This window comes from Aliamphritea spongicola (genome assembly GCF_017051665.1).
GTDB lineage: Bacteria > Pseudomonadota > Gammaproteobacteria > Pseudomonadales > Balneatricaceae > Amphritea > Amphritea spongicola.
This window is the reverse complement of record NZ_JAFIDL010000008.1, coordinates 86,012-111,125: the sequence shown is the minus strand read 5'-3', so window position 1 is coordinate 111,125 and position 25,114 is coordinate 86,012. Positions and strand designations below refer to the sequence as shown.

The window sequence follows — 25,114 nt, the reverse complement described above, 5'->3', positions numbered from 1 at the left end:
CTCCTTATTTTCCCCTGAGTACGGGCTTCTGCCCGATCATTGCTCGGCCCCAACCGAAACGGTCAGGCCAAAACTATTACTCGTTGCGTTTCCGGAACCCGCTAACTGATTGATCTGTACCACACCACTTGCGCCTTCAAATGCTGAACCACTGATGGAGGCTTCCCGATGTTGCTGTATCTGCTCCTGGTTCGACAGGCCGCCGGGTTGGCCGGTGACCGTGAGACTTAGCTCACTTTCGGTCACCGCAACCCCGCCAATGGCGAAACCGATTGCGATATCATTAACCTGTGCGTTTGCTACGCCGCTGGCATGGTTGACGGAGATCATTCCAGAGGCATTCGAAAATGCACTCCCCTGGATCAGACTCACCGCAGAATCCGGTGCGTCACCCGGCACCTGAACCCGTTGCGCCGCATGTACTGAAGCGCTGGCAACTCCCTGACCAACACTGAATGCCAGTGCTCTGGCGTTCAGCTGGGCATTGGAATCACCGGAGGCAATATTGACGCCAATTACGCCACTACTGCCCTCCAGGGCCATATCCTGAATTACTGCCTGGGTGGAATATTGCTGCACCTGAGGTACCGGATCAGCGATAACCTGCATCGCCGTACAACCCATTAACCCCAAAAGCAGACTTGCCTTAATCTTTAAGGGTGTCATGATCAGCGACCCCCCAGATTTACTTTGATTGTTATTACCTGGTTGCCCTGTTGTACTGAGCGACTTCCCCGTCCCTTATCAGATGAATCCTCATCCCAGAGGATGATTTCATTCCGCTGTACTGCAGCAACCAATGCTTCACTTCCCTGTCCACGCATACCTGCGAGATGCTCATCGGATAACAATTGACTCTCAAAAAGAGTTACTTCAGACAGATCAAACAAAAAATCTGCATCGGCCTCCAATGCCGCAGGCTGAGCGACAACACTGTTATGCCAACCGCCAACCAGCAGTGCTAATGCAGCTGCAGCCCGGGTAAGCGTTTTAGTGTTGAAATGAAAACTGCTCATTTTTCATACCTGCCTATCGTGTTATCTCGGGACAGGTATTGCGAAAACGGGGCCAGTTTTTATAACTATCTGTATTTAAAAGAATAAAATTCACAGAAAGGAATTCAGGCTCTGAAAAAGCCGTCAATCAGGTCGGAAAGTGTTACATTTGCCTAACACTCAACTTGTGTATGAATATTGAAATTCATATAAAACAGTCAGTTACAATCAAATAAAGATCTGTAACCAAAGTGTTACAGCAGTGATATACCCCATGCCTGTTGTTCTGAAAGTGTTACATATCTGAAACGCGCATATATCAAAAATCACATTAACTGCTTGATAAAAAAGAAAAAGCCCGCATTATGCGGGCTTTAGTAGCAGATGTATCAGCTGAAACGGTCAGCTCACCATACTGCTGTCATCAAAACCGATTTCGTATTTCGCCAGTAACCGGTACAGCGTCACTCTGGACACACCTAAGGTCTTTGCTGCCTTGCTCATGTTAAAACGGCAATGCTGCAAAGCATTTTCAATGGCCTGGCGCTCCGCAACATTCCTGGCATCCGCCAACGACATCACATCCTTGGCGACAAAACCATCCACCAGTCCCAAGTCCATCGGACATACCAGCCGGCCCTCACACATCACCACCGCTCGCCGGATCCGGTTAATCATCTCCCGGACATTACCGGGCCAATCGTAGGCAGTCATTGCCTGCAACGCCTGCTTCGAAAAGCCTTTAATCTTGCCATGCCCTTCACCGCGAAAATGCTGAAAGAAAAACCGGGCCAGTAATTCAATATCATCATCCCGGTCCCGTAAAGCCGGTGGGCGAAGCTGCAAAACATTCAACCGATAGAGTAAGTCCTCACGGAATTTCTGTGCCTGAACCGCCTCATCGAGATCCACATGGGTTGCCGCCAGTACCCGGACATCCACCTTGATATCCCTGGTTGAGCCAACCCGCTGGATCACCTGCTCCTGCAGAAATCGTAATAAATTCACCTGCAGCGGCATCGCCAGGTCACCGATTTCATCCAGAAACAAGGTGCCGCCATCGGCGGCTTCAATCCGGCCGATCTGTTTCTGAACCGCACCGGTAAAAGCGCCTTTCTCGTGGCCAAACAGTTCTGACTGAATCAGATGCTCAGGTAAAGCACCGCAGTTCACCGTGATAAAAGGTTTACCGGCCCGGCTGGACCGTTCATGTACTGCACGGGCGATCAGTTCCTTGCCGGTTCCGCTTTCGCCGCGTATCAGCACCGGTGCATCCACCGCCGCCACTTTGCGAATTCCACTGAATAATTTCAGCATCGACTGACTGGTACCTACCATGTGGTAGTCGTCGTAATGCCCTTCGGTCAGCTGCTTAGACAGGCTCGCCATTCCATAAGCATGTCCCAGCGTCGTGACCAGACTGGACACACCACCATCATCTAACGGCAGCGTGTAATAATCGTAACAGGCGTGATGAATTAACTGGCAAAGGTCACTTTCATCCAGGCAACGGTGCCGGGTCAATAACAGCCACTCAGTGTTTTTATTACGCGCAAACAGATCATCCGCGGCAAGCAGATCAGCCGTTTCAACCTGTTCAAGATGGACAATACCTACCCGGTAATCCTTAGGTCTGGCCTGTTGATGGGCCTGTTGAAATGTATCAACGCGGTCAACCCGCCACCCGTGTTCAGCAATTATTTCACTTAACTGTGTTGATCGGGACCCGGTCGTATCGACATAAAGTAATGGCCGCTCCTGATCAGAAACCAGCGAAGTATCCATAGAAATCCCCCGTTTAAGCTCCCTGCCCTTCATCCCTGATTATTATTATTTGAGTAACCCTTTTTTTATGTGTAGCAAGATTGAGGATAGTTAAGAAAACAGCCAAGCATAGGAAAAAAATTTATTGTACCCATTTATAGGTGATTATTTCTCACACAAAAAAGGCCGCATAATGCGGCCTTAAACAAAAGTTTGTTTGGCTTAGTAGCCCCGTAGCTCGTCTATATATTCCGGCAAGAATAGTGATATTTGCGGAATATACGTGATCAGAACTAAGAAGAATAAAAGTAAACATAACCACGGCAGACATGCCTTGATCACCCAGACCATATTCTTGCCGGTTATCCCGGCGGTGACGAACAGGTTGAGCCCTACCGGCGGTGTCAGCATACCGATTTCCATGTTAACCACCATGATGATCCCCAGGTGAATCGGATCAATACCCAGCTGGGTAGCAATCGGAAACAGGATCGGTGCCATGATCAGAATGATCGCCGATGGCTCCATAAAGTTACCGGCAATCAGTAACAGAATGTTCACCACAATCAGGAAACCCCAGGCCGGCAGGCCCCAGGTAATGATTGTTTCAGCAATCGCATGGGGGATACGTTCAGTGGTCAGTACATGGGCGAACAGCATCGCATTGGCAATGATGAAAAGCAGCATCAGGGAAACCTTGGCGGCATCCATAATAACCTTACGCACATCAGGATGGCGAACTGACTGAGGCAGCGCCCACAGCATCTGCAGACAGTTACGGCCAATGGCCCGTACCAGCGCTTCCCCTTCGTTGCGCCAGGCAATGCCCTTCATCGGACCGATATCCCGGTACCCCATCACCGAGACCAGATAGGCATATACCGCCGCCACAGCCGCCGCTTCCGTCGGGCTGGCAATACCGCCATAAATAGACCCCAGTACGATAAAGATCAGCATCAGGCCGCCAAGGGCGATGAAGAACGACTTAGCCAGTGCACCAAAGCCCGGAAACTTCTCGGACGGCAGCTTCATGATCCGTGCGGCAATATAAATCGCCAGCATCAGAATACCGCCCATCATCAGACCCGGAATAAAACCGGCCATGAACATCCGCGAAGCAGACACTTCCGTCGCCGCGGCATACACCAGCATTACAATGGATGGCGGGATCAGAATCCCCAGGGTACCGGCGTTTGCGATTACCCCTGCCGCAAAAGACTCCGGATATCCGGAACGCACCATACCGGCGATAACAATGGTACCGATGGCTGCCACCGTTGCCGGAGAAGAACCGGAAACCGCTGCAAACAGCATACACGCCATTACCGACGCCATGGCCAGACCACCACGGATATGACCAACACTGTCGATGGCAAAACTGATCAGACGCTTTGCCACACCACCGGTGGACAGGAACGCAGAGGACAAAATGAAAAACGGAATCGCCAGCAAGGTGTAATGCTCTGATGTTGCCTCAAAAAACTTCAGTGCAACGGATGCCAGAGAATCGTTCGAGAACAGCAGAATGGTTGCCACGCTGGACAAACCCAGCGCAATGGCGATTGGCATACCAATAAAAATGCAGCCAAACAGCAGTATAAAAAGTACAGCAGTGGTCATGACCGGTCCCCCTTATGCTGATCCTGTTGCGGGTCCTGTCCGTCTGACGCACGCTGACTCTCCTCAGCCTGTAATTCTTTGGCAATTTCCATACTTTCTTCAGCTTCATCAGTGAAATGGAAGCCATTGATTTCGCCTTTAATAATCCTGAAGCCCAGCTGCAAGAGACGAACAATCAGCATGACAAAACCGATCACCAGAATGCTCATCACCGTCCACTTCGGAATCGGTAAATCTTCCAGCTCAATGCCGATCATTTTCATCTTGCTGAGGTAAACCCATGAACCGTACAGCAACAGCCCTGCATAAGTCAGACACAGGCCCAGCGCGATAATTGTCAACGCCCGGTGAATCTTGTTTGGCAACAGTTTTACAAATACATCCACACCGATATGAACACCGGCTTTAATGCCGTAAGACGCCCCATACAGAACGAACCAGGCAGCAATCAGCAGGGTAACTTCCTGCGCCCAGTGAATACCGGCATTGAAACCAAAGCGCATCACCACTTCGGCAAATACCAACAGGGTCATGCTGACCAACAACAGAGACAGAAACGTTTCTTCCAGCTCTGTAACAACTTTACGAACCATATGGCCCCCTGCACGGGTGATTCCCGTTATTCTTATGATATTTCCGGCACTGCGAAGTCAGTAAGCGATTACTTACTTCACGAATTCACATGCCGGAAAAGCAAATACTTTGCAGATATCCGTCGGACCTGTCCGGTACATACCGGCTGACCCATCTGCAAAATATCCGCTATATGAAAGGTGCCCCGACCGGCCCTATACACCGGCCGGAGCGATACAACTCAGCGGATCAACGTCTTAGTTGTTAGACTGTGCAGCCGCATCAATCAGGTCAGCACCGATCTCGTCAGCAAACTGGTTCCATACTGGCTTCATTGCGCTTACCCACTGAGCACGCTCAGCATCGGAAATTTCCAGTACTTCAGAACGCTTGGAATCAATGATCGCCTGCTTGTCGCTCTGTGCTTTTTCAGCCGCTACCTGGTTACCGAAAGCAATGGCTTCATCCAGGGCTTTCTTCACTTCAACACGGATATCGTCATCCAGGCTGTTCCAGAACTCAGCGGAGCTCACAACCATGTAGTCCAGAACACCGTGGTTAGATTCGGTGATGTATGGCTGAACTTCGAAGAACTTCTTGGAGTAGATGTTAGACCAGGTGTTTTCCTGACCATCGATCGCTTTGGTTTGCAGCAGGGTAAATACTTCAGAGAAAGGCTTCTTCAGAGGCACCGCTTCAACCGCTTCAAACTGTGCCTGCAGCACGTCAGAGGTCATGATGCGGAATTTCTTACCGGATGCATCTCCAGGTACACGCAGCGGCTCGCTGGCAGACAGCTGCTTCAGACCGTTATGCAGGTAACCCAGACCTACCAGGCCTTTGGACTCAACAGAAGACAGAATCTTCTGACCGGCTTCACTCTGTTGGAAACGCTCTACAGCCGCCATATCCTTGAACAGGAACGGCAGGTCAAATAACTGCAGCTGCTTGGTGTATTTCTGGAACTTGGACAGAGACGGTGCCGCCATCTGAACATCACCCAGCAACATTGCTTCCAGTACTTTGTTATCGCCGAATAACTGCGAGCTTGGGAATACTTTTACTTCCACCTTACCCGGCAGACGCTCAGCAACCAGCTCAGCAAACTTGTTAGCCATCTGACCTTTAGGGGTGTTTTCTGCCACCACGTGGGAAAATTTAATTTCAATTGGCGCGGCCGTTGCGGCAGTCGCACCAAACATTAAAGCCATTGAAGTAACAGCTGCAGTCAATAAACGCATAACGCTCTCCTGTTGTAATTATTCGCGTTGTCATTGAGCTCACCGGCCCAAGGATCATGATTCTCGTGATTGAGATGCGTATATCCTTTGCAGAGGTCGTGCCAGATAATAAAAAACACTTAAAATTAAAAATAAAATATATAATATTCAATCAGTTAAAAGATCATTAGAAAAATTCACCCAAACAATAACTGATTAATTTTTGGGTGGTTTCCCACCCATTTACAGCCTTCTACACCGGGGGATATTCACCCATTACGAGTGAGAAACCACACCGGACAAGCACAGATAATTTATGCAAATCTGCCAATAACTTGCGCTGGATCAAGTGATTTTTTGTCTCTTATCAGCGACTACCCAATTTAGTTACTCCCTGTATAGAAACCCTTTAAAAGGGATGGTTATATGAACATTAACTGAACAGTTACCTTCTTCTCAGGCCTGAAAATCATGACGATCCAAAGCAAAGTAAACCTCAGCCTCGCGGCTGTTTTTCTGCTGGTATTGCTCACTTCAATTACAACGGTTTATCAAAGTGAAACATCACTGGCGCTGACGGTTGCCGAACACAATACCCAAACCACCGCCGACAACTATTTCGACAGCATCAATATCATGATGCTCAGCGGCGCAATGGCTAACCGTAAGGCCCTGCAGGACAAAATCCTCAGCAACCCGGAATTAACCGAAGCCCGTATCATCCGGGCTGAACCGGTCAGTAAAGTCTTCGGCCCGGGCCTGCCCGATGCCGTGGTCATTGACGAACTGGACCGTCGCGCCATGGCCGGTGAAGAAATCAGTGAAGAAATGAATGATGAGCAGGGCCACCGCCTGACCGTGGTTAAGCCGATCCTTGCCAGTTCTTCCTACAAGGGTACCAACTGCCTGACCTGCCACCAGGTGGAAGAAGGCACCATTCTTGGCGCCGTGCGGGTGACTTACTCTTTTGAAAGCCTCGACGCCTCCATCATGAGCAATGTTACCCGGGTGGCACTGCTGGAACTGGGCATGTTCATTGTTGCTCTGTTTGTGATCGGTACATTACTGCACCGGATCGTGGTGAAACCCCTGCGCCGGATGAGCAAAACCATCCATGAGATCGAGCAGAACTCAGACCTGACTCAACAGCTGGATATCCAGAATAACGATGAGATCGGCCAGACCGCAGCCTCGTTCAACAGCATGCTGCAGACATTTCGTGGCAACATCCAGCACGTAGTGACCTCCATTGATTTGCTCAGCAACAGCAGCCAGCGCATTTCAGACATTACCGTACAGGCCAGCAGCTCATCCCAGAACCAGATGCAGCTCGCCAGTGAAGTATCAGACGCCATGGCCACCATGAGTGAAGCCACCCAGAGTGTCTCCAGCAGCGCTGATGCCACCGTATCCGCCTCCGGCCAGGCACTGGCTGAAAGTAACAAAGGGGCACAGGTTTCCGCCCAGACCCAGCAGATTATCGAACAGCTGCAGGGCAAGATTCTGCAGGCCGCTGAAGTGATTCAGAAGCTGGAACAGGAAAGTCACGAAGTAGATACAACCCTCAGTGTGATTCAGGGCATCGCCGAGCAGACTAACTTACTGGCCCTGAACGCCGCCATTGAAGCCGCCCGTGCAGGCGAACAGGGACGGGGCTTTGCGGTGGTTGCCGATGAGGTCCGCTCTCTGTCGCAGCGCACCCAGACAGCGACCATTGAGATCAACACCATGATCGACTCGTTCAAGAACAATGCGCAGCATGCGGTGAATGTGATGCAGGAAGCCAGTAACAGTACCGAACAGAGCGTTGAACAGGTTCAGAGCACGGTTACCTCACTGACCAATATCACCACTGAAATGGAGGCCATTGCCAACACCAACAACGCCATCAGCGACGCCGTGCACCAGCACAGCGATGCTACCGTGCGGGTTGAAGAAAGCATTGCCACCATTAACCGCGGCACTGAAAGCGCCATCAGCCGGGTAGAACAGCTCAGCGAAGTATCCCAGCAGATCACCAATCTGGCTGAAGAGCTGGAACAACGGGCACAGCAATTCAAAGTGTAAGCCTGAATCACAGGCACAAAAAAGGCTGCCAACCGGCAGCCTTTTTTATACGCACACTCAGTGCTTGAATTCGCTTTTATCCAGCCCGTACTTTTTCATTTTGTCATACAGGGTTTTACGGGGCAGCCCCAGTTCTGTCTGGGTATCCTTGATCGAGCCCTGACAGCGGCCCAGCGCTTTCTGCAGAATCAGCCTCTCAAACTGTTCCACCTGCTCCGGCAATGTCAGCCCGGTTTTGGCAGCACCGTCCTGCTCGTCGAAATCAAAGGTATAGGCCTCACCCAGCAGTACATAACCTTCTGCAACATTGCGCAGCTCCCGGACATTCCCCGGCCAGTTATGGGCCATCAGTAACGCCAGCTTGTCACTGCTCAACTGTGGTACCTCCCGGTGATACTGGGCCGAAGCGATCAGCGCGAAATGCTGAAACAACATGGGGATATCTTCCCTGCGTTCCCGTAACGGCGGAATCGGCAGCTGCAGAACATTCAGACGGTAATACAGATCCTGCCGGTACTCCCCTTCTTCACTAAGCTGTTTCAGATCCACCTTGGTGGCGGCAATCACCCGCAAATCCAGCGGAATCTGCTGGTTTGAACCCAGCCGTTCAATGCTGCGCTCCTCCAGCACCCGCAACAGTTTCACCTGCAGTGCCAGGGGCATACTTTCAATTTCATCCAGAAACAGGGTACCGCCGTTAGCATGCTCAAACTTGCCGATCCGGCGCTGTTTGGCATCGGTAAAGGCACCCTTTTCGTGACCGAACAACTCACTTTCAATGAGGTTTTCAGGCACCGCACCGCAGTTAATGGCAACGAAGTTTTTATCCCGGCGGTTACTGTGCTCGTGGATATAGCGGGCCACCAGATCCTTACCGGAACCGGTTTCGGCGTGTAACAGAATATCCGCCGGTGTATCCGCCACATGCTGAATCATGTTCCGTAACTGCTGAATGCTCGGCGACTCACCGATAATCCGTGGCCCTATCCCTCCCTGAGCCTGCAATGCTTTACGCAGGTTACGGTTTTCCAGGGTGAGATTGCGCTTCTCCTGTGCCCGGCGGATCACATCCACCAGCAACTCAGAAGAGAAGGGTTTTTCAATGAAGTCATAAGCGCCGTCGCGCATGGCCTGAACGGCCATCGAGATATCACCGTGGCCGGTGATCAGAATCACTGGCAGGTCGGCATCCAGCCGGCGAACCCGCTCCAGCAGGCCCAGCCCGCCCATGCCCGGCATGCTGATGTCAGTGACCACAATGCCCGGCCACTCGCTGTTCAGATGGGTTAATGCCTCTTCAGCGGCTTCACAGGCAGTTACGTCATAACCGGCCAGCTCAAGGGTTTGCCCCACCGCCACCCGGATATGCTTCTCGTCATCTACGAGCATGATTGAATTTGGCATCTGCTATTCCCGTCCGCGCCTGAGCCCCGATATCTGCCCGGATAGTATCACGCCTGAACGGAGGAAGGCACAGCCGGCAGCAGCACCGTAAACACAGCGCCGCCTTCCGGATGGTTAGTCACCGTCAGCTGGCCGCCCATGCTGAGAATAATCCGGTGGGAAATCGACAGCCCCAGACCCAGCCCCTGCTTATCAAGCTTGGTGGTATAAAAAGGTTCGAAGACCTTTTCCAGATCCGACTCAGGTACCCCTGGGCCAAAGTCCCTTACCGCAATGCTCATCATACTGTCCTGCCGGCCCGCGGAGATTTCAATCCGGGGAGCAGTCTGCCCTTCCATCGCCTGCATCGCATTACTGATCAGATTAACCAGCACCTGCTCCAGCCGGAGCATATCCCCCAGCATATAAATATCCGCCGCATCCTGCGGCCAGATAATATCCACTTTGGCTTTGGCCAGCTGCCCGTACATGATCGCCATCGCCCCGTCTTCAGCGGCCTGCAGGCTGATTGGCGACAACTGCCCGGTGGTTTTACGGGAGAACTCCTTTAAAGGGCCGATAATCTTGGCCATGCGTTCGGTCAGTAAACCGATCTCACTGAGGTTATCCTTTGCCGGTTCAGGCTTATCCATTTCCAGAAAGGAACGGGCGTTATCGGCATAGCTGCGAATCGCCGTCAGCGGTTGGTTCAGCTCATGATTAATCCCCGCCGACATCTGCCCCAGCACCGCCAGTTTGGCCGCCTGTATCAGCTCGTTCTGGGTATTCTTATGCTGTTCCATTTCGGTCAGTAACCGGGCATTGGCTCTGGACAGATCTTCCGTCCGTTCATCCACCCGGTGCTCCAGCATATCCCGGGCTTTACGCAGCTTCTGTTCATACTGCTTACGCTCGGTCATATCGTGCACGGTGACGATAAAATAGCGGTCCCCTTCACGGGTCATCCGACCGATCACCAGCTCCACCGGAATCTGTGATTCATCCGCCCGACACCCCAGTGCTTCAATCATCAGCTCGGTATCATCATCGGTACTGGTGGTGATGTGCTGCCAGCAAACCGCCCGGTCCTGCTGCGCCAGCAAGTGGCTGAAATACTTGCCCTGTACCTCTTCCGCCGGATAGCCAAACAGCTTTTCCGCCGTCGGATTAAAGGATTCAATGCGCCCCAGATGATCCAGTGTAATTAAACCCGCATGGGTATTATCAATGATCGCCCGTACCCGGGCTTCGCTGCTCTCCAGTGCCTGCTGTTCCTGACGCTTGAACTCCTCCCGCTGATCCGCCACCCGCCGGCGGGTAAACAGGAACAACAACAGGAACACCAGCGCCCCGTAACTGAAGCTGGCCAGCAATACATTGGTAAATACCTGCCGCTCCACCGCTTTGATATTAGCCAGAATAGAGACATTAAAACCGGCATCTTCAACCTGCCGGGTCTGCTGCAGATACTGGCGGGTCTTCACACCGTCCAGCGACTCACTGGACGCCCAGTCACCGTCCACCAGGGTCACAACCTCGGTGCCATCCCCCCGGTCTTTCCGCCGGATAACATTCAGCGCTTCCAGTGCTTCTTCACCGTAACGCAGGCTGCTGAGAATTCGCTGTAAATCCGCCTGTGACAACGGCGCCAGGGTACGGAATTTCCACTCCGGCCGGGTGCTGAGGAAAATCACGCCATCCTCATCGGTCACCAGAATATCCGTCAGCGGATCATTCCAGTCATTCTCAATATCGTTGATGTCGATCTTAACGACGATCACCCCCAGGGTTTTACCCCGGTAATGCACCGGATAAGAAAAGAAATAGCCCCGTTTCTTGGAGGTGGTGCCTAACGCAAAATAGCGGCCTGCCTTGCCGCTGAGGCCGTCTTTAAAGTAAGGCCGGAAGGCAAAATTACGCCCCACGAAGGTTTTTTCTTTATCCCAGTTACTGGCAGCCACCGTCAGGCCTTCGGTATTCATCAGATAGGCATCCGATGCGCCGATGGTTTCGTTCACCTTTTCCAGATAAAGGCTGGCACGGGCTTCCGCATCGCTGCCGGGATGTAACAGGGGATTGAGTAATTCAGAGTGGGTACTGATCAGCTTGGGAATGTCTTTGTAGCGGTCCAGTTCCTGTTGCAGGCTCAGGGAATACCGGCCCAGATCCGCCGCTGTGCGGTGCTGTAAATCCGCCAGCGCCCGCTCGCGACTGATAGTAGCGGTCTGATACACCACCAGAATAAGCACTGCTATTAAACACAAAGCCAGGAAAGGCCTGGATGTTAATCGTTCCTGAGTTGCCACTGTTCAGCCTTAGAAATCATCGTCATTCTTATTATTTTTTTTCAGGCTAAGGAAGTGTCGCGCACGTGTTCGCCGGTTCCAGAAGCAGCCTTGCCGGGATGACCGGCAGTATTTTCACTCTCACACCCTACCTGTGAAAGCTTGTCGTTGAAAAAGTGTCAGCATCCCGTTAGACATAAGTCGACTACAGCCGTGCGCGCATAACAACCTTTTTAGCCACCAATCCGACTAAAGTCTAACAGGATTTTCCTGCATCCGGTGACTACTGCTCTTTCTGGCCGACAGGTATGATAAGCCTTTAACTGTTCTGAGTTACCCAGGTTTCCGATGACTTCACTTGCCCAAGACCTTGCCACCGATCTGAACATCCGAGCTCAACAGGCTGAAGCGGTTATCCGCCTGCTGGATGAAGGCGCCACGGTTCCGTTCATTGCCCGCTACCGTAAAGAAGCCACCCAGGGCCTGGATGACGCTCAGCTGCGCCAGTTGGCTAAACGGCTGGAACAGCGACGGGAACTCAACGCCCGCCGGGACACCATCCTGCAAAGTATCCGCCAGCAGGACAAACTCACCCCTGAACTGCAGGCCGCCCTGCAGGCCGCCGATACCAAAAGTCGGTTAGAAGATCTCTACCTGCCCTATAAACCCAAACGCCAGAACAAAGCCGAACTGGCCCGGACCGCCGGTTTACAGCCGTTAGCTGACACCCTCAGCCGGCTGCAGGGCACCCCGGAAAAACTGGCCACCCGTTACCTGAATCCGAATAAGGGCATCAACACCACAGAAGACGCACTGGAAGGGGCCCGGCAAATCCTCACCGAACAGATCGCCGAACACGCCGATCTGCAAAGCCAGCTGCGCCAGTGGCTGTGGAACCGCGGCGAACTGAGCAGTAAAGTCATCAAAGATAAACAGCAGGAAGGGGCTAAATTTGCTGATTACTTCGACTTCAGCCAAAACATTAGCAAGCTACCCTCCCACCGGGCGCTGGCAATCCTGCGGGCCCAGCAGGCTGGCATTGTCCGCTATAAACTGCGCCCCACCGACGCCGATGCGGACCGGCCCGCTGAGCTGATCAGCCGCTTTACCGGCTGGCGCTGTGACAACAGCCCGGCCGGGCGCTGGCTGGCCACCTGTATTCAGCAGGCCTGGCAGAAAAAGCTGCTGCCATCGCTGGAAAATCAGCTAATCAAACAGCTGAAGCAGGACGCGGATGCAGAAGCGATCAGCGTCTTCAGCCGTAATCTTAAAGATCTTTTGCTGGCCGCCCCCGCCGGCCTGAAAGCCAGCCTCGGGCTGGATCCGGGCCTGCGTACCGGGGTCAAAGTTGCGGTGCTGGATAACACCGGTAAAGTGCTGGATCACACCACGGTTTATCCCCATGCCCCACAGAAACAGTGGCAGGCCGCACAGGGCACCCTGGCCAAACTCTGTCAGAAATATAGTGTAAATCTGATTGCCATCGGCAACGGCACCGCCTCACGGGAAACCGAACAGCTGGTCAAAGACCTGCTGAAACACCATCCGGATATTCAGGCCGTGCCCGTGGTCGTCAGCGAAGCCGGCGCTTCGGTATATTCCGCCTCAGAACTGGCCAGTGAAGAGCTGCCAGAGCTGGATGTTTCCATCCGCGGAGCCGTATCCATTGCCCGCCGTCTGCAGGACCCGCTGGCCGAACTGGTGAAAATCGAACCGAAAGCCATCGGCGTGGGCCAGTATCAGCACGATGTGGATCAGAACGCCCTGAATCAGTCGCTGGAAGACACTGTGGAAGACTGTGTTAATCACGTCGGCGCAGACCTGAACACCGCCTCTGCCCAGCTACTCAGTCAGGTGGCCGGGCTGAACATGACCACCGCACAGAATATTGTCGCCTATCGGGATCAGCACGGGGTCTTCACCAGCCGGAAACAACTGCTAAAAGTCCCCCGCCTGGGGCCAAAAGCCTTCGAACAGTGTGCCGGCTTCCTCAAGATCAGTAACGGAAAGAACCCACTGGACGGTTCAGCGGTGCATCCTGAGGCCTACGCTGTGGTCGAGCGCATCGCCAAAGCACAGGGTTGCAAAGTCAGCGAGCTGATCGGCCAGCAACAACGGCTGCAACAGCTGCGTTTAGAGGACTACTGCGACGCCCAGTTTGGCCTCTATACCCTGCGGGATATCATCCGTGAACTGGAAAAACCCGGCCGGGACCCGCGCCCGGAATTCCGCACCGCCAGTTTTCAGGAGGGCGTAGAAACCCTGGCAGATCTGCACCCGGGCATGCAGCTTGAAGGTTGCGTGACCAACGTCACCAACTTCGGTGCCTTCGTGGATATCGGCGTACATCAGGACGGACTGGTACACATATCCCAACTGGCGGACCGCTTTGTGAAAGACCCACACAGCATTGTAAAAACCGGCGATATCGTCAGTGTACGGGTGCTGGAAGTGGATCAGCCACGTAAACGGATCTCTCTGTCGATGAAAGCAGGCTAAGCCGGCACAGAATGTCGGATTTTTAGCAGAACCGGCATGATTCGTCGTACAGAGTCAATTCTGAACGCAACAAACTTGTCCTCAAACAGTATTATGTTGCTTTATCAGTAGGCTATAATGGCCGTTCTTTTTTACCTGCGAAGGAAGCTGTATTTTGTCTGCGGCACTGGAAAAAAATCTGCAACGCCTGACCGAAAGTGGTCTGGCATCAAGCCTGAAAGGCATGCTTCACGGCATCGAGAAAGAAGGCTTACGGGTCGACGCTGAAGGCATTATCAGCCAGACAGGTCACCCGGCTACTTTAGGCTCTACCCTGACCCACGGCCACATTACCACCGACTACTCTGAAGCCCTGATGGAATTCATCACCCCGGTATTCAGCGAGTCCGGTGACGCCTTACAGTTCCTGCAGGACCTGCACCACTTCAGCTTCCAGAAGCTCAACAGTGAAGAACTGTGGGCATCCAGCATGCCGTGCCGTATCGACGGCGACGCCATGATCCCGATTGCCCGTTACGGCAGCTCCAACGTGGGCCAGATGAAATACACCTACCGTGTGGGTCTGGAACACCGCTATGGTAAAATGATGCAGGCCATTGCCGGCATCCATTACAATTTCTCCCTGCCGGATGGCCTGTGGGAAAACCTGCAAAAACTGCAGGACAACAAAGACAGCCTGCAGACTTTCCGGTCCGACAGCTACTTTGCCCTGATCCGCAACTTCCGCCGCTATTCATGGCTGCTGCTGTATCTGTTCGGTGCCTCACCGGCGCTGTCCGCCAGCTTCATGGCCGGCCGCGAACACGACCTGGAAAGCTGGGACGAAAACACCCTCTACCGCCCGTATGCAACGTCACTGCGTATGAGCGACCTGGGCTACTCCAACAAAGCTCAGGCAGACCTGAACATCTGCTTTAACCATCTGGATACCTATACCAGCTCCCTGCAGAAAGCCATTCAGACCCCGTATGCCCCTTACGCAGAAATGGGCATTAAGGTTGATGGCCAGTACAAGCAGCTGAACAGCAATGTGCTGCAGATTGAAAATGAATATTACAGCGACATCCGTCCCAAGCGGGTTGCCCAGAGCGGTGAAAAGCCAATCCACGCCCTGCAGGAACGCGGTGTTGAATACATCGAAGTACGTAATACGGATATCAACCCTTTACTGCCACTGGGCATCGACCAGAGCCAGTCTGACTTCCTCGATGCTTTCCTGGTGACCTGTCTGCTATCCAACCCGGCGGAAATTCCGGAGCAGGAATGCAAACGCATCGGTGAAAACAACGATCTGGTGGTCAACCGTGGCCGTGAACCGGGTCTGACCCTGAACAACAACGGCACCCAGATGACCGTTGCCCAGTGGGGACAGGAAATCCTTGCAGATATCCACAAAACCGCAGCCCTGCTGGACGAAGTCTACGGTTCTCAGCGCTTCAGCACCGCCGTTAGCCAGCAACAGGAAAAACTGGATAATCCGGCACTGACGCCATCAGCACAGGTGCTGGCAGGTATGAAAGCCAGCGGCCAGGGCTATGAAGCCTTCGCACTGGAAAAAAGCCGCGAGCACCGGGCGACCATCAGCCAGAAAGCCATCAGCGCCGAACAGCAGGCGTATCTTGAAAAGCTCAGCAGTGAATCCCTGCAGGAGCAAAAAGAGATCGAGCTGGCGGACAACATCGACTTCGACCAGTACCTGGCTGACTACATGGCCAAGTAAATACACACTGAACAAAAACCGCTGCCAACAGCGGTTTTTTTATACCTGAAGAAACCGGCAGGAAGCACCATGTTCATCGTATCCATCAGTTATCAGCGCCCGCTCAGCGAAATCGAAATCTACCTTGAAGAGCATATCGCCTTTCTGAACCATCATTATGCCAACGGTACCTTTCTGGCATCCGGGCCAAAACAGCCCCGCACCGGCGGTGTGATTCTGGCGACCGCACCGACCAGAGAAGCACTGGAAGCGATTCTTGAGGAAGATCCGTTCAAGCGTGAACAGCTGGCCGCTTACGAAATTACCGCATGGCTGGCCAACCGAAGCGCACCGGGGCTGGAATTGTTACTGAACGCATAAATCATTTCACCAATGAGTCACCCAGCGCCCCAGGCGAATAATCTTGCGCCAGCAATAGCCCATCAGCCCCGGGAATAACCGGGGAAAACAAACACCGACAAACACTAACGCCCCCAGTAATATCCAGAAGCCACTGCCTGTCAGGTATAAGCCGCCGGCAGTGGCATCCGGATTCTCCAACGCCCAGTCACGGTTCAGACCGAACCACAACAACAGTGCCGTGGGTACCGAAAACACCACGCTGGCGAACAAATTCATAATAAAACCGATAACCGGCCCTTCTTCCCTGTTCCCTGCCATTACCCTCTCCTGACTACTCTGTTTCAGCTACAGCTTAGCTCACCTCTTCCAGTAACCAGTCTTTAAACACTTTGGCTGCTTTACTCAGCGGGCTGTCCTGCCGGTGGGTCAGGTAATAACTTTCGGTACTGCCCACGTAATCCTCCAGCGGTGCCACTAGCTGCCCGGCGGCTACCTGTGGGGCAACGATCTCGTCATAACTCAGACAGATGCCACAGTCCGCTACCGCCATTGCAACAGTGGTCGCGGCACTGTCCATTTTATGAATCAGGGGCTGCTCTTCATGCTGTAAACCGTACTGTGCCAGCCAGGCATGCCAGTTCTGCTGATTACCGATGACATTCAGCAGCGGCCAGTTCAGTACATCCGCTGTCTGATTAATTTCAGCGGCCATCTGCGGGCTGCAATACGGCCGCAGGCGGGGCATGATCAACCGGGTAAAATCCAGCTCCGGCCAGTCGCCGGTACCATGACGTAAAGACAGCTCTGCTGTACCGGCGGTAAACTCGCTGTCCCAGTTGGCATTAATAATTCTCAGGCTTAAACCGGGATATTCATCAGTAAATTTTTTAATGCGCGGCGCCAGCCAGAGAATGCCAAAGGCGGTATTGACCTCGATGGTGACTTCACCGTCTTTCAGCGGCGAGAAGATATCCGAGGTCCCCCGCTGCAACTCCTGCAGGGCTCCCTGTACCACCGGCAGATAGGCCCGGCCCCGTTTGGTCAGGCTGATCTGCCGGGGCATACGGTTAAACAGCGGCTCCCCCAGATTATCTTCCAGCAGACGGATCTGCTGACTGACCGCCGACTGGGTCATATTCAGCTCCCGGGCTGCCACGGTAAAGTTCAGCTCCCGGGCGGCAACTTCGAAGGTTCTCAACCAGTTCAAAGGGGGTAATTTAACCGGCATATCTGTCTCTGTATTCGGCTCTGTGGCACAGTTATTTTGCGTTGTTTAAGGGTACCATTAGCTGGGCTTATGGTGACCCCCCATATTCATCGTTTGTCGTTTTTCAGCAGCCCATTATCATTTGCAGCCTGTCGCTCACAATGTACATACCAGACGCATTTGAGCCAGTTTTCGGATTTGCATAATAATATACGGGCACACTTCTATGTTAGACGGTACACCAACAGCCGGCGGGGCAACCGACAGCCGCATCGCCAATATCACCCAGCAACCACGCAGCCTGAACATTGAATGGGATGACGGCCGGCACGCCAGTTTCCACTTCCTCTGGTTACGGGATAACTGCCCAAGCGGCTTCCACGCTGATACTCAGGAACGTACCTTTGATCAGTTGTCTGTCACGGCTGACATTCATCCGCTGGCCATCGATTACGATGCCGACACCCTGAACATCGACTGGTCTGAAGGCGAGCACCGCAGCACTTTCTGCCAACAGTGGCTACGCAGCCACGCCTACTCCGGTAACCTTCGCCAGCGTCAGAGCTCTACATACCAGAGCTGGAACAACAGCTTCATTAATAACATTCCGGAAGCCGACAACGGCGACATCATGCAGGACGACAAAGCCCTGTTTGACTGGATGACCGCCCTGGACCGTGACGGCCTGGCCATTGTCCGCAACATGCCGATCACCGACGAAGCGGTAGTAGATGTAGCCCAGCGCATCGATTACCTGCGCCGCACCAACTTCGGGGTGACCTTCAATGTGATCTCGGTACCGAACCCGATTAACCTGGCGTACACCTCCATCGCCCTGCCACTGCACACCGACCTGGCCAACCAGGAAGTCCCGCCGGGCTACCAGTTCCTGCACTGCCTGGCGAACGACAGTGAAGGCGGCGCATCCGTTTTTGTTGACGGACTGCGGGTGCTGGAAGACCTGCGCGGCGAATGCCCGGAAGATTTCCGCCTGCTGGCAGAACATGCCATCCCGTTCCGTTTCCACGATGAAGGCCACGACATCCGCCAGCATCATCCGGTGATCAACCTGAACACCTTTGGCGAAATTGTTGAGATTAAATACAACGCTCACCTGGCGGATATTTTCGACCTGCCGGAAGAGATCATGCATGAATACTACCTGGCCTACCGTAACCTGATGGGCCGTCTGCGCGATCCCCGTTACACCATCAAACTGATGCTCAACGGCGGCGACATGGTAGTCTTCGATAACCGTCGGGTCATGCACGGCCGTGATGAGTTTGATCCGAGCACCGGCACCCGCCACCTGCGCGGCTGCTACGTAGACCGGTCTGAATTCCAGAGCCGCCTGCGGGTACTGGGCCAGAAATACGCCTGATACCACCGCTGAGCAACGCTGAATAACGCCGCGTCAGGGTTTTCCTGCCGCGGCGTTTTTACGTCACAGACACTCTGAATCACCCTCTGGCACAAAAAATTCCCTGTTTTTCTGATTCTGCGGTAACCTAACGCCGCTGTAAGAGTCATACCTGCATATCTGAAGCTTTCAAGGAATTGTTATGTTCTCCCGATACACCTCCGCCTTTATTCTGGGCAGTATGGCCCTGCTACTGAGTGCCTGCAGCAGCCAGCCGGATATCAGTAACACGCCACAACCACTGGACGGCAGCTGTGACTATGACCGCCGTACCCTGCTGGCACAGTTACCGGCGCTGGCCATCGAGGTAAACGGTGAAACCGAACTGCAGAGCGCGAACAATGAATATATCAGCGTGCCGGCCGGACAACTGAAAGCCTACCCGAAAGCCCGTTACTTTGAACTGGACGTCAGCACCCGTATTGGCGGTGACTGCCAGCCCACCCGGGTCCACAGCATCGCCCCGCTGCAGATCGACAACCTGGACATTGCCCCCAGCGACAGCCGGCTCTACCAGAGCAGTGCGGTGCTGAAAGCCGCCAAAGCCTGCCTGGCGGAGTACTCCCTGAGCTTCTGTCGGGAAAACGGCCTGATCAGCACCGAAGATCAGGAGCAGGCCAGCCTGATACGCCAGAGTCAGCCAAGACTACTGCGTCAATGCTCGGTGGATACCCTCACAACCCTCCGGTCTGAGTTAACCACCGCAGCCGGCGATGCCGGCTACCTGATCTGCTCACCGGGGCTGGACAGCGACGAAATTGCTATCCAGATCAAAGCCTCCGGCGGTGCCTCCGGCAGCGTCTACAGAGCCCTGGAAGCCCGCTGATATCAGCCCTTCAAAAACACATCGAATTTCCTGCGGTCAGCCATCGAATTTATTGATAGCTGGCCAGCGGGATTTGATTGACAGAACAAAAGCTTAGGGCATAAAGTCGCGGAAAAACGCCCTAAGGAATTGCACTCAATGACGGCGACGCTGATCTCCCTGATATCCCTCTTTCTGAGCGGATTTATCATGAATCTGGGTCACGGCCTGAATAACATTCTGGTCCCTACCCGCCTCAGCTCTGAAGGTATCAGTGCCGACAGTATCGGTCTGGTCATGGCCATGTTTTCGGTCGGCCTGCTGCTGGGTGGACTGTATGCCAGACGGCTGTTAATCCGGGTGGGTCATATCCGCCTTTATGCCGCCAGTGCCGCCCTCGGCGCCATGAGTATTCTGGTTTGTTTCCTGTGGCTCAACGAATGGGTCTGGGGCGCGATGCGCATCATCATCGGCTTCAGCATCGCCGCTACCAACATCGTAGCGGATGGCTGGCTGAGCGAACGGGCCACCAGTAAAACCCGCTCGCGGATTCTGGCCACCAACCAGACCGTGGTGCTGTCTGCCATGTTCCTCGGCTCCTTCCTGATCAACTTTGGCGAAGTGAATCAGGCAGAACTGTATATCATTGCCGGCCTGCTGTTCTGCGGCGGCCTGCTGCCTATCGCCATGAGCCGGGTATCCGCCCCGGAAGTGGATGACACCCCACGGATGCCACTGTTTGATCTGAGCAAAACCTCCCCGGTGGGCGTTATGTCCGTACTGATGTGCGGCCTGTTGCTGGGCTCCATGCTCAGCATGCTCGCGGTATACGCAGAGAGTAAAGGCATCAGCGGCGTTAATCTGTCGATGCTGATCGGCTCCGCCATCATGGGCGGCTTTGCCCTGCAGTTCCCGGTGGGCTACCTGGCAGACCGTTTTGACCGCCGCTCAGTGATGCTGCTGATCGTGCTGGTCTCCATGGTACTGATTGCGCTGGTGCCGTTCAGTGTGGAACTGGACCTGTTTATCGCCACCCTCATTTTAGTGGGCCTGAGCAGCGGCATCATGGCGGCCCTCTACCCGCTGGGGGTCTCTGAAACCTTCGACCGCCTGCAGCAAAATCAGATGACCGCTGCCATGGGCACCATGATGATTATCTACGCCATTGGCGGAACACTGGGGCCAACCGCCGCCGGTTTTATCATGGAAAATGCCGGCGATAACTACTTCTTTGCCATGCTGGCGATTCTGCACGCGGTCTTCGCCCTGTTTATTTTCTACCGTTCCAAAGTACGGCCATCCATTCCTGTCGATCAGCAGGAAGCATTCGTGCCACAGGGGGCAACCGGTATGGTCAGTGCCGATCTCGATCCCCGGACCGAATACACCGACACCGCACCGGAAATCAGCCCCGCTGCTCAAACCGCGATGGATATGGCCACCCACCATCCGGAACTGGCCATCGACATGGTTATGCTGATCGCCAAAGCCAATCCGGAACAGGTCAACGAAGTGGCCGGTGCAGTCGCAACGGTAGAGGGTATCGACGTCACAGAACTGTATAACCGCCTCAACGAACTGACTCCCGAACAGGATACCGAACTGGCGCAAAGCATCATCGCCGCCTCCACCGAAGCCCCTGCTGAGCTGGTCAGTGCAGTATTTGAAGAAGCAGAATCAGAAGACATACCGGAACTGGCCGCCTCCATGGCAGAAGCCGCACCGGAACAGACAATGGAAATCATCGAAGCGGCCACCGAAGCCGTACTGGAAGACGACAATCCGGAAGCCGTGGTGGAAATTGCCGAAGCCTACCTGAGCAACGTCTCCGACAGTCTTGAAGACATGCGCTACGCCGACCGTCTGGCGGATGAAAGTGAGCAGAACGTCACCGACATGGTCTCAATGATCGCTGAGAAAGCCCCGGAACAGGCCATGGATGTGGCCACCGCTGCGGTGGAAGCCGTCCCGGAAAGTGCCTCAGACGTGGTGGAAGTGCTCCATGAACATGACGCCATTGATGACCTGGTATCTGATCTGAAAGACCGGCCGGAACCGTCATAACAAGCTATTAGCCGGGCAGATCAGCTGTCCGGTTAGTCCTGAATACAGTCGAAAAACGCCGCCACATGCGGATTCTGGCGGCCGTTTTTCAGGCAGACCACCTCATCCCAGTTAACCGCCTCCATACCGGCCACCGGCACCGCACGGACCCGCGGGTCCTGATTCACCTCACGGTTATACAGAAACCCCACACCCATCTTGCGCACCACCGCTTCAAATACCGCCTCCCGGCTACCCATCACCAGCCCGGGCTGAACACTCAGCCCACGCTCCGCCAGAGCTGACGCCAGTTTTTGCTGAGTATTCGAACCCTGTTCGCGAAAAATCAGCACCTCTTCACACAACTGCTCCAGCGTCAGTGACGCCGCACCGACAAGAGGATGATCCGCCGGTAACAGCGCCATCAGGCTCTGCCTGGCGGCCAGTTGCTTATGCACCCGCTGATGCGCCGGCGACCCCGCCAGCACCGCCACATCTACCTGTAAATTCAGCAAATTCAGCCAGGTCTGTTCCGCATTGGAAAACAGGGTTTCCACCTTAATCTGCGGGTATCTGCTGCGAAATTCGGCGATCAGGTCCAGTGCCACATGAGGGCCATCGGCACCGATCACCAAACTGCCCGTATGCCGGCTGTCCGGCGACAGCAACTGCCGGGCCTCCGCCTCCGCCCGAAACATCTGCCGGGTGACAGCAAACAGTTCCTGCCCCTGTGCAGACAACTCCAGCCGGTGACCGGCTTTGCGGAACAGCACCTTGCCGCTGTCCGCCTCCAGCGCCTTAAGCTGCACACTCACCGCCGGCTGGGTCAGGCTGAGACGCTCCGCCGCATCCTGAACGGATCCCGTCAGGGCCACTGCGTGGAAGGCTTTAAGCTGCGCATGGGTCATTCCGTCACCTGGCTGTAAAAATAAATTTATAAATTTGTTAACGGCATTGTTTTGACCACCGCCGCCGGCCTGCGGCATAAATACCCCGTGACTTATCGCAACCGGCCAACACCACAATAAAAGACCGACGAGAGCAGCCCAACAATGAACGATACTTCAGCCCCAAACTATATCTTTGAAGCCAGTGAGAAACCAACCCGCCCGCTGCATCAGGTGCCCCTGATTGTTGCCACGGAAGAATCCGTTAAAGGCTACGGCTGTCTGGTGGATGATCCGGATAATTTTGAAATCGAAATCGTCCGCTGGCCGGCACAGGGCTGGCGCCCGGTGGATGAAGGCACCGGCGACGAAGCCGGCTGGGTAGAAGGTGTCTTCCACGGCGAATGGCGCGGCGACATCCTCCACGGCAGCAATGAAGCGGTGAACGGTGAATATGTGCTGGGCTGGTCCTGCGACCCGCAACAGGCCCAGAGTGATGTCGCCAGCGTCCCCCGGGATCAGGTGCTGCTCTGGCACATGAATTATCACCCGGACGGCGGGCAGATGTTCTATCCATTGGATAACAAGCCGTTTGTAGTGCCGGTGGCATTACCCGGCGATGATCTCACCCCGGATAAGGTGGTAGCGTTCTGGTGTGATGGCAGCCGTGGGTTGTATATCCATCCAAATATCTGGCACGAGGGTATTTTCCCGGCTGAAGATAAACAGCGTTTTCAGGACCGCCAGGGACGGGTTCATGCGCGGGTGAGTTGTGACATAGGGGAGGAGTTTGGGGTTTATCTATCAGTTCCTCTGAAACTGTGATCAGTTAATTCCTCTTTTTGATACTGCTAGGGGTATTTGCTGGGGCAAATACCCTGCTAATTCGACGTTTAGTGCTTATCGTTGTTAGTGTGCTGATTTTTTATTTCAGATAATCTTTTTCGCTTACGCGACTCAAGACCTTTAAACGGCTAAAGGTCTTAAGAATCTAAAGGCCGCCCCACTACTCGCCTGGCTTCGCCAGGTTCCCTGCGTGTTTCGCGAGCAACAGGCCTCCTGAAAACTCGACCGCTTCGCGCTCTCAAACAATTCATCCGGCTTATCTGTTACTCGCTGCAATACTCGGCTTCGCAGAAGGGGATCATCAGCCCGTGCCAACGGAGAGGATTGATGTATATCTATGGATTTCAAAGGTTTCGCTACGTATAGTCGATAGCAGATAACAGCATTAATTACCCACTCAATGCTTTCTCATCACCTAATCTAATGCGCCAAATAGCGCTACGGCTTTAACCATTTAAACTAAGGAAAGTTAATGAAAGCTATTTACGCAATTGTATCCATACTCACCCTATCAGGCTGCGTTGCTACTCCATCATTATCACCCAAAGTAGAATGGATTTCAAAAACGAATATTGATGAATTTACTGATAAACAAACATGCTCAGTAACGGTTGGTAGCCTCTATAGTCAAAACTCAGTTTACACGTACAACAATCACTATTATCCGTATATTGATGTTGTAAACGGTAAAGCTCGAGTTGGAATAAGAAGCGGGGGGAAAATTAAAATTCCTGTAGGCGATGTCCAAATAAGAATTGATAGCAACAAAGCCTGGACGATTAGCTCAAGCGAAACACCTTTAGATTACGTTCCTGAAGGAACAATGAGCTCTATTGATGCATACGCAAAGAATCTACCTAAGCAGAATCAAGCACTTTTGAAAGATACGTATAAAACTACTATGGAAACTGCTGTCAAAGCGATGTCTCCTTTTACAGCTACAACAGGAAATAAAGCCAAAAACATTCTCCGTGAAATGCTCACTGGGGAAGTCATTAAATATCGGACGATTGGTCTTAACCAAGCAGCCTCATCAACAGGTGAGTATAAACTAGGGGAATCACTCAAAACTGCTCTGAAGCAGTGTGGAGTAGATATAGACCAAGAAGCCTAATCTTTCATTTATCTTAAGATCTAACATGGGGTAGCTCTTTCCTTTTTCCTAAACGCCCCACCTGCAGTTGGCACCCGCTTCCCCTTATGCGCAGCTGAGCAATGCAGGCATTGAATGATCAGCAGCGCAAACTGTTTGAAGGAGCGGAGCGACTGAGTTTTTGTGCTGCCATTCAATGGCGAAACGCGCAGGGCACCCGGCGTAGCCGGGCAAGCATTGGGGCGGCCTTTAGATTCTTAAGACCTTTAGCCGTTTAAAGGTCTTGAGTCGACGAAGTCGAAAAAGATTATCTGAATTAATAATTCAGCACTGAAACAGAGAAAA

20 protein-coding genes are annotated in these 25,114 nt (G+C 53.4%); 9 read left to right on the top strand and 11 right to left on the bottom strand.

The annotated features are described in order from the left end of the window. Positions 1–36 precede the first annotated feature (36 nt). The 6 genes from JYB63_RS19210 to JYB63_RS19185 all read right to left on the bottom strand — a co-directional run bounded on the left by JYB63_RS19210 (position 37) and on the right by JYB63_RS19185 (position 6,193). Positions 37–666: a FapB/FapC family functional amyloid domain-containing protein gene (locus tag JYB63_RS19210; protein ID WP_205659544.1), complete on the bottom strand. Its 630-nt coding sequence runs from the start codon at positions 664–666 to the stop codon at positions 37–39. A gap of 2 nt (positions 667–668) precedes the next feature. Next, complete coding sequence (locus JYB63_RS19205) at positions 669–1,016, bottom strand: hypothetical protein (protein WP_205659543.1); 348 nt, start codon at positions 1,014–1,016, stop codon at positions 669–671. 381 nt (positions 1,017–1,397) lie between these two features. Then, a complete protein-coding gene (locus JYB63_RS19200; RefSeq protein ID WP_205659542.1) occupies positions 1,398–2,780 on the bottom strand; it encodes a sigma-54 dependent transcriptional regulator in 1,383 nt (460 codons plus the stop codon). Positions 2,781–2,981: 201 nt separating this feature from the next. Continuing rightward, positions 2,982–4,379 (bottom strand): TRAP transporter large permease, encoded by a 1,398-nt coding sequence (locus JYB63_RS19195; protein WP_205659541.1) that lies wholly within the window; start codon positions 4,377–4,379, stop codon positions 2,982–2,984. Then, complete coding sequence (locus JYB63_RS19190; RefSeq protein WP_205659540.1) at positions 4,376–4,972, bottom strand: TRAP transporter small permease; 597 nt, start codon at positions 4,970–4,972, stop codon at positions 4,376–4,378. The genes JYB63_RS19195 and JYB63_RS19190 overlap by 4 nt, the downstream gene beginning before the upstream one ends. A 237-nt stretch (positions 4,973–5,209) precedes the next feature. Further along, positions 5,210–6,193 (bottom strand): TRAP transporter substrate-binding protein, encoded by a 984-nt coding sequence (locus JYB63_RS19185; protein ID WP_205659539.1) that lies wholly within the window; start codon positions 6,191–6,193, stop codon positions 5,210–5,212. A gap of 450 nt (positions 6,194–6,643) precedes the next feature. On the opposite strand from JYB63_RS19185, the gene JYB63_RS19180 reads away from it, so the two are divergent. Next, positions 6,644–8,239 (top strand): methyl-accepting chemotaxis protein, encoded by a 1,596-nt coding sequence (locus JYB63_RS19180; protein ID WP_205659538.1) that lies wholly within the window; start codon positions 6,644–6,646, stop codon positions 8,237–8,239. A 57-nt stretch (positions 8,240–8,296) separates the two neighbouring features. Here the strand turns inward: JYB63_RS19180 and JYB63_RS19175 are convergent, their stop codons facing one another. Beyond that, positions 8,297–9,643, bottom strand: coding sequence for a sigma-54-dependent transcriptional regulator (locus JYB63_RS19175; RefSeq protein ID WP_205659537.1), 1,347 nt, complete (start codon positions 9,641–9,643; stop codon positions 8,297–8,299). 47 nt (positions 9,644–9,690) lie between these two features. Beyond that, the gene (locus JYB63_RS19170) at positions 9,691–11,886 is read right to left on the bottom strand and encodes a PAS domain-containing sensor histidine kinase (protein ID WP_243432073.1); all 2,196 of its coding nucleotides are present in this window, start codon (positions 11,884–11,886) and stop codon (positions 9,691–9,693) included. 369 nt (positions 11,887–12,255) lie between these two features. On the opposite strand from JYB63_RS19170, the gene JYB63_RS19165 reads away from it, so the two are divergent. The 3 genes from JYB63_RS19165 (at position 12,256) to JYB63_RS19155 (ending at position 16,486) form a co-directional block, all read left to right on the top strand. After that, positions 12,256–14,406 carry a Tex family protein gene (locus tag JYB63_RS19165; RefSeq protein ID WP_205659535.1) on the top strand — a complete coding sequence of 717 codons (2,151 nt, stop codon included), beginning with the start codon at positions 12,256–12,258 and terminating at the stop codon, positions 14,404–14,406. A 154-nt stretch (positions 14,407–14,560) separates the two neighbouring features. Further along, positions 14,561–16,126 (top strand): glutamate--cysteine ligase, encoded by a 1,566-nt coding sequence (gene gshA, locus JYB63_RS19160; RefSeq protein WP_205659534.1) that lies wholly within the window; start codon positions 14,561–14,563, stop codon positions 16,124–16,126. Positions 16,127–16,195: 69 nt separating this feature from the next. Then, positions 16,196–16,486 carry a YciI family protein gene (locus tag JYB63_RS19155; protein WP_205659533.1) on the top strand — a complete coding sequence of 97 codons (291 nt, stop codon included), beginning with the start codon at positions 16,196–16,198 and terminating at the stop codon, positions 16,484–16,486. A gap of 6 nt (positions 16,487–16,492) precedes the next feature. On the opposite strand, the gene JYB63_RS19150 is transcribed toward JYB63_RS19155, so the two are convergent. Together JYB63_RS19150 and JYB63_RS19145 are read right to left on the bottom strand one after the other, a co-directional pair. Further along, positions 16,493–16,786 carry a hypothetical protein gene (locus JYB63_RS19150; RefSeq protein WP_205659532.1) on the bottom strand — a complete coding sequence of 98 codons (294 nt, stop codon included), beginning with the start codon at positions 16,784–16,786 and terminating at the stop codon, positions 16,493–16,495. 34 nt (positions 16,787–16,820) lie between these two features. Next, the gene (locus JYB63_RS19145; protein ID WP_205659531.1) at positions 16,821–17,696 is read right to left on the bottom strand and encodes a LysR substrate-binding domain-containing protein; all 876 of its coding nucleotides are present in this window, start codon (positions 17,694–17,696) and stop codon (positions 16,821–16,823) included. Between the two features lie 205 nt (positions 17,697–17,901). Here JYB63_RS19145 and JYB63_RS19140 point away from each other — a divergent pair, with 205 nt between their 5' ends. From JYB63_RS19140 to JYB63_RS19130, 3 genes are all read left to right on the top strand, one after another. Further along, positions 17,902–19,056 carry a TauD/TfdA family dioxygenase gene (locus JYB63_RS19140; RefSeq protein ID WP_205659530.1) on the top strand — a complete coding sequence of 385 codons (1,155 nt, stop codon included), beginning with the start codon at positions 17,902–17,904 and terminating at the stop codon, positions 19,054–19,056. Between the two features lie 181 nt (positions 19,057–19,237). Further along, complete coding sequence (locus JYB63_RS19135) at positions 19,238–19,921, top strand: hypothetical protein (protein WP_205659529.1); 684 nt, start codon at positions 19,238–19,240, stop codon at positions 19,919–19,921. 138 nt (positions 19,922–20,059) lie between these two features. Further along, positions 20,060–21,964 (top strand): MFS transporter, encoded by a 1,905-nt coding sequence (locus tag JYB63_RS19130; RefSeq protein ID WP_205659528.1) that lies wholly within the window; start codon positions 20,060–20,062, stop codon positions 21,962–21,964. Between the two features lie 32 nt (positions 21,965–21,996). Here the strand turns inward: JYB63_RS19130 and JYB63_RS19125 are convergent, their stop codons facing one another. After that, on the bottom strand, positions 21,997–22,851 hold the full coding sequence (locus JYB63_RS19125; protein ID WP_205659527.1) for a LysR substrate-binding domain-containing protein: 855 nt from the start codon (positions 22,849–22,851) through the stop codon (positions 21,997–21,999). A gap of 144 nt (positions 22,852–22,995) precedes the next feature. Here JYB63_RS19125 and JYB63_RS19120 point away from each other — a divergent pair, with 144 nt between their 5' ends. Both JYB63_RS19120 and JYB63_RS19115 read left to right on the top strand, forming a co-directional pair. Beyond that, the gene (locus tag JYB63_RS19120) at positions 22,996–23,655 is read left to right on the top strand and encodes an ureidoglycolate lyase (RefSeq protein ID WP_205659526.1); all 660 of its coding nucleotides are present in this window, start codon (positions 22,996–22,998) and stop codon (positions 23,653–23,655) included. 493 nt (positions 23,656–24,148) lie between these two features. Further along, entirely contained in the window at positions 24,149–24,790 is a 642-nt protein-coding gene (locus JYB63_RS19115; protein ID WP_205659525.1) for a hypothetical protein, read from the top strand. The last annotated feature ends 324 nt before the right edge of the window (positions 24,791–25,114 follow it).

Bases quoted from the DNA above. Each gene is read 5' to 3' on its own strand.
- JYB63_RS19210 (WP_205659544.1), bottom strand. From the start codon at position 666: ATGACACCCTTAAAGATTAAGGCAAGTCTGCTTTTGGGGTTAATGGGT.
- JYB63_RS19205 (WP_205659543.1), bottom strand. From the start codon at position 1,016: ATGAGCAGTTTTCATTTCAACACTAAAACGCTTACCCGGGCTGCAGCT.
- JYB63_RS19200 (WP_205659542.1), bottom strand. From the start codon at position 2,780: ATGGATACTTCGCTGGTTTCTGATCAGGAGCGGCCATTACTTTATGTC.
- JYB63_RS19195 (WP_205659541.1), bottom strand. From the start codon at position 4,379: ATGACCACTGCTGTACTTTTTATACTGCTGTTTGGCTGCATTTTTATT.
- JYB63_RS19190 (WP_205659540.1), bottom strand. From the start codon at position 4,972: ATGGTTCGTAAAGTTGTTACAGAGCTGGAAGAAACGTTTCTGTCTCTG.
- JYB63_RS19185 (WP_205659539.1), bottom strand. From the start codon at position 6,193: ATGCGTTTATTGACTGCAGCTGTTACTTCAATGGCTTTAATGTTTGGT.
- JYB63_RS19180 (WP_205659538.1), top strand. From the start codon at position 6,644: ATGACGATCCAAAGCAAAGTAAACCTCAGCCTCGCGGCTGTTTTTCTG.
- JYB63_RS19175 (WP_205659537.1), bottom strand. From the start codon at position 9,643: ATGCCAAATTCAATCATGCTCGTAGATGACGAGAAGCATATCCGGGTG.
- JYB63_RS19165 (WP_205659535.1), top strand. From the start codon at position 12,256: ATGACTTCACTTGCCCAAGACCTTGCCACCGATCTGAACATCCGAGCT.
- JYB63_RS19155 (WP_205659533.1), top strand. From the start codon at position 16,196: ATGTTCATCGTATCCATCAGTTATCAGCGCCCGCTCAGCGAAATCGAA.
- JYB63_RS19150 (WP_205659532.1), bottom strand. From the start codon at position 16,786: ATGGCAGGGAACAGGGAAGAAGGGCCGGTTATCGGTTTTATTATGAAT.
- JYB63_RS19145 (WP_205659531.1), bottom strand. From the start codon at position 17,696: ATGCCGGTTAAATTACCCCCTTTGAACTGGTTGAGAACCTTCGAAGTT.
- JYB63_RS19140 (WP_205659530.1), top strand. From the start codon at position 17,902: ATGTTAGACGGTACACCAACAGCCGGCGGGGCAACCGACAGCCGCATC.
- JYB63_RS19135 (WP_205659529.1), top strand. From the start codon at position 19,238: ATGTTCTCCCGATACACCTCCGCCTTTATTCTGGGCAGTATGGCCCTG.
- JYB63_RS19130 (WP_205659528.1), top strand. From the start codon at position 20,060: ATGACGGCGACGCTGATCTCCCTGATATCCCTCTTTCTGAGCGGATTT.
- JYB63_RS19125 (WP_205659527.1), bottom strand. From the start codon at position 22,851: ATGACCCATGCGCAGCTTAAAGCCTTCCACGCAGTGGCCCTGACGGGA.
- JYB63_RS19120 (WP_205659526.1), top strand. From the start codon at position 22,996: ATGAACGATACTTCAGCCCCAAACTATATCTTTGAAGCCAGTGAGAAA.
- JYB63_RS19115 (WP_205659525.1), top strand. From the start codon at position 24,149: ATGAAAGCTATTTACGCAATTGTATCCATACTCACCCTATCAGGCTGC.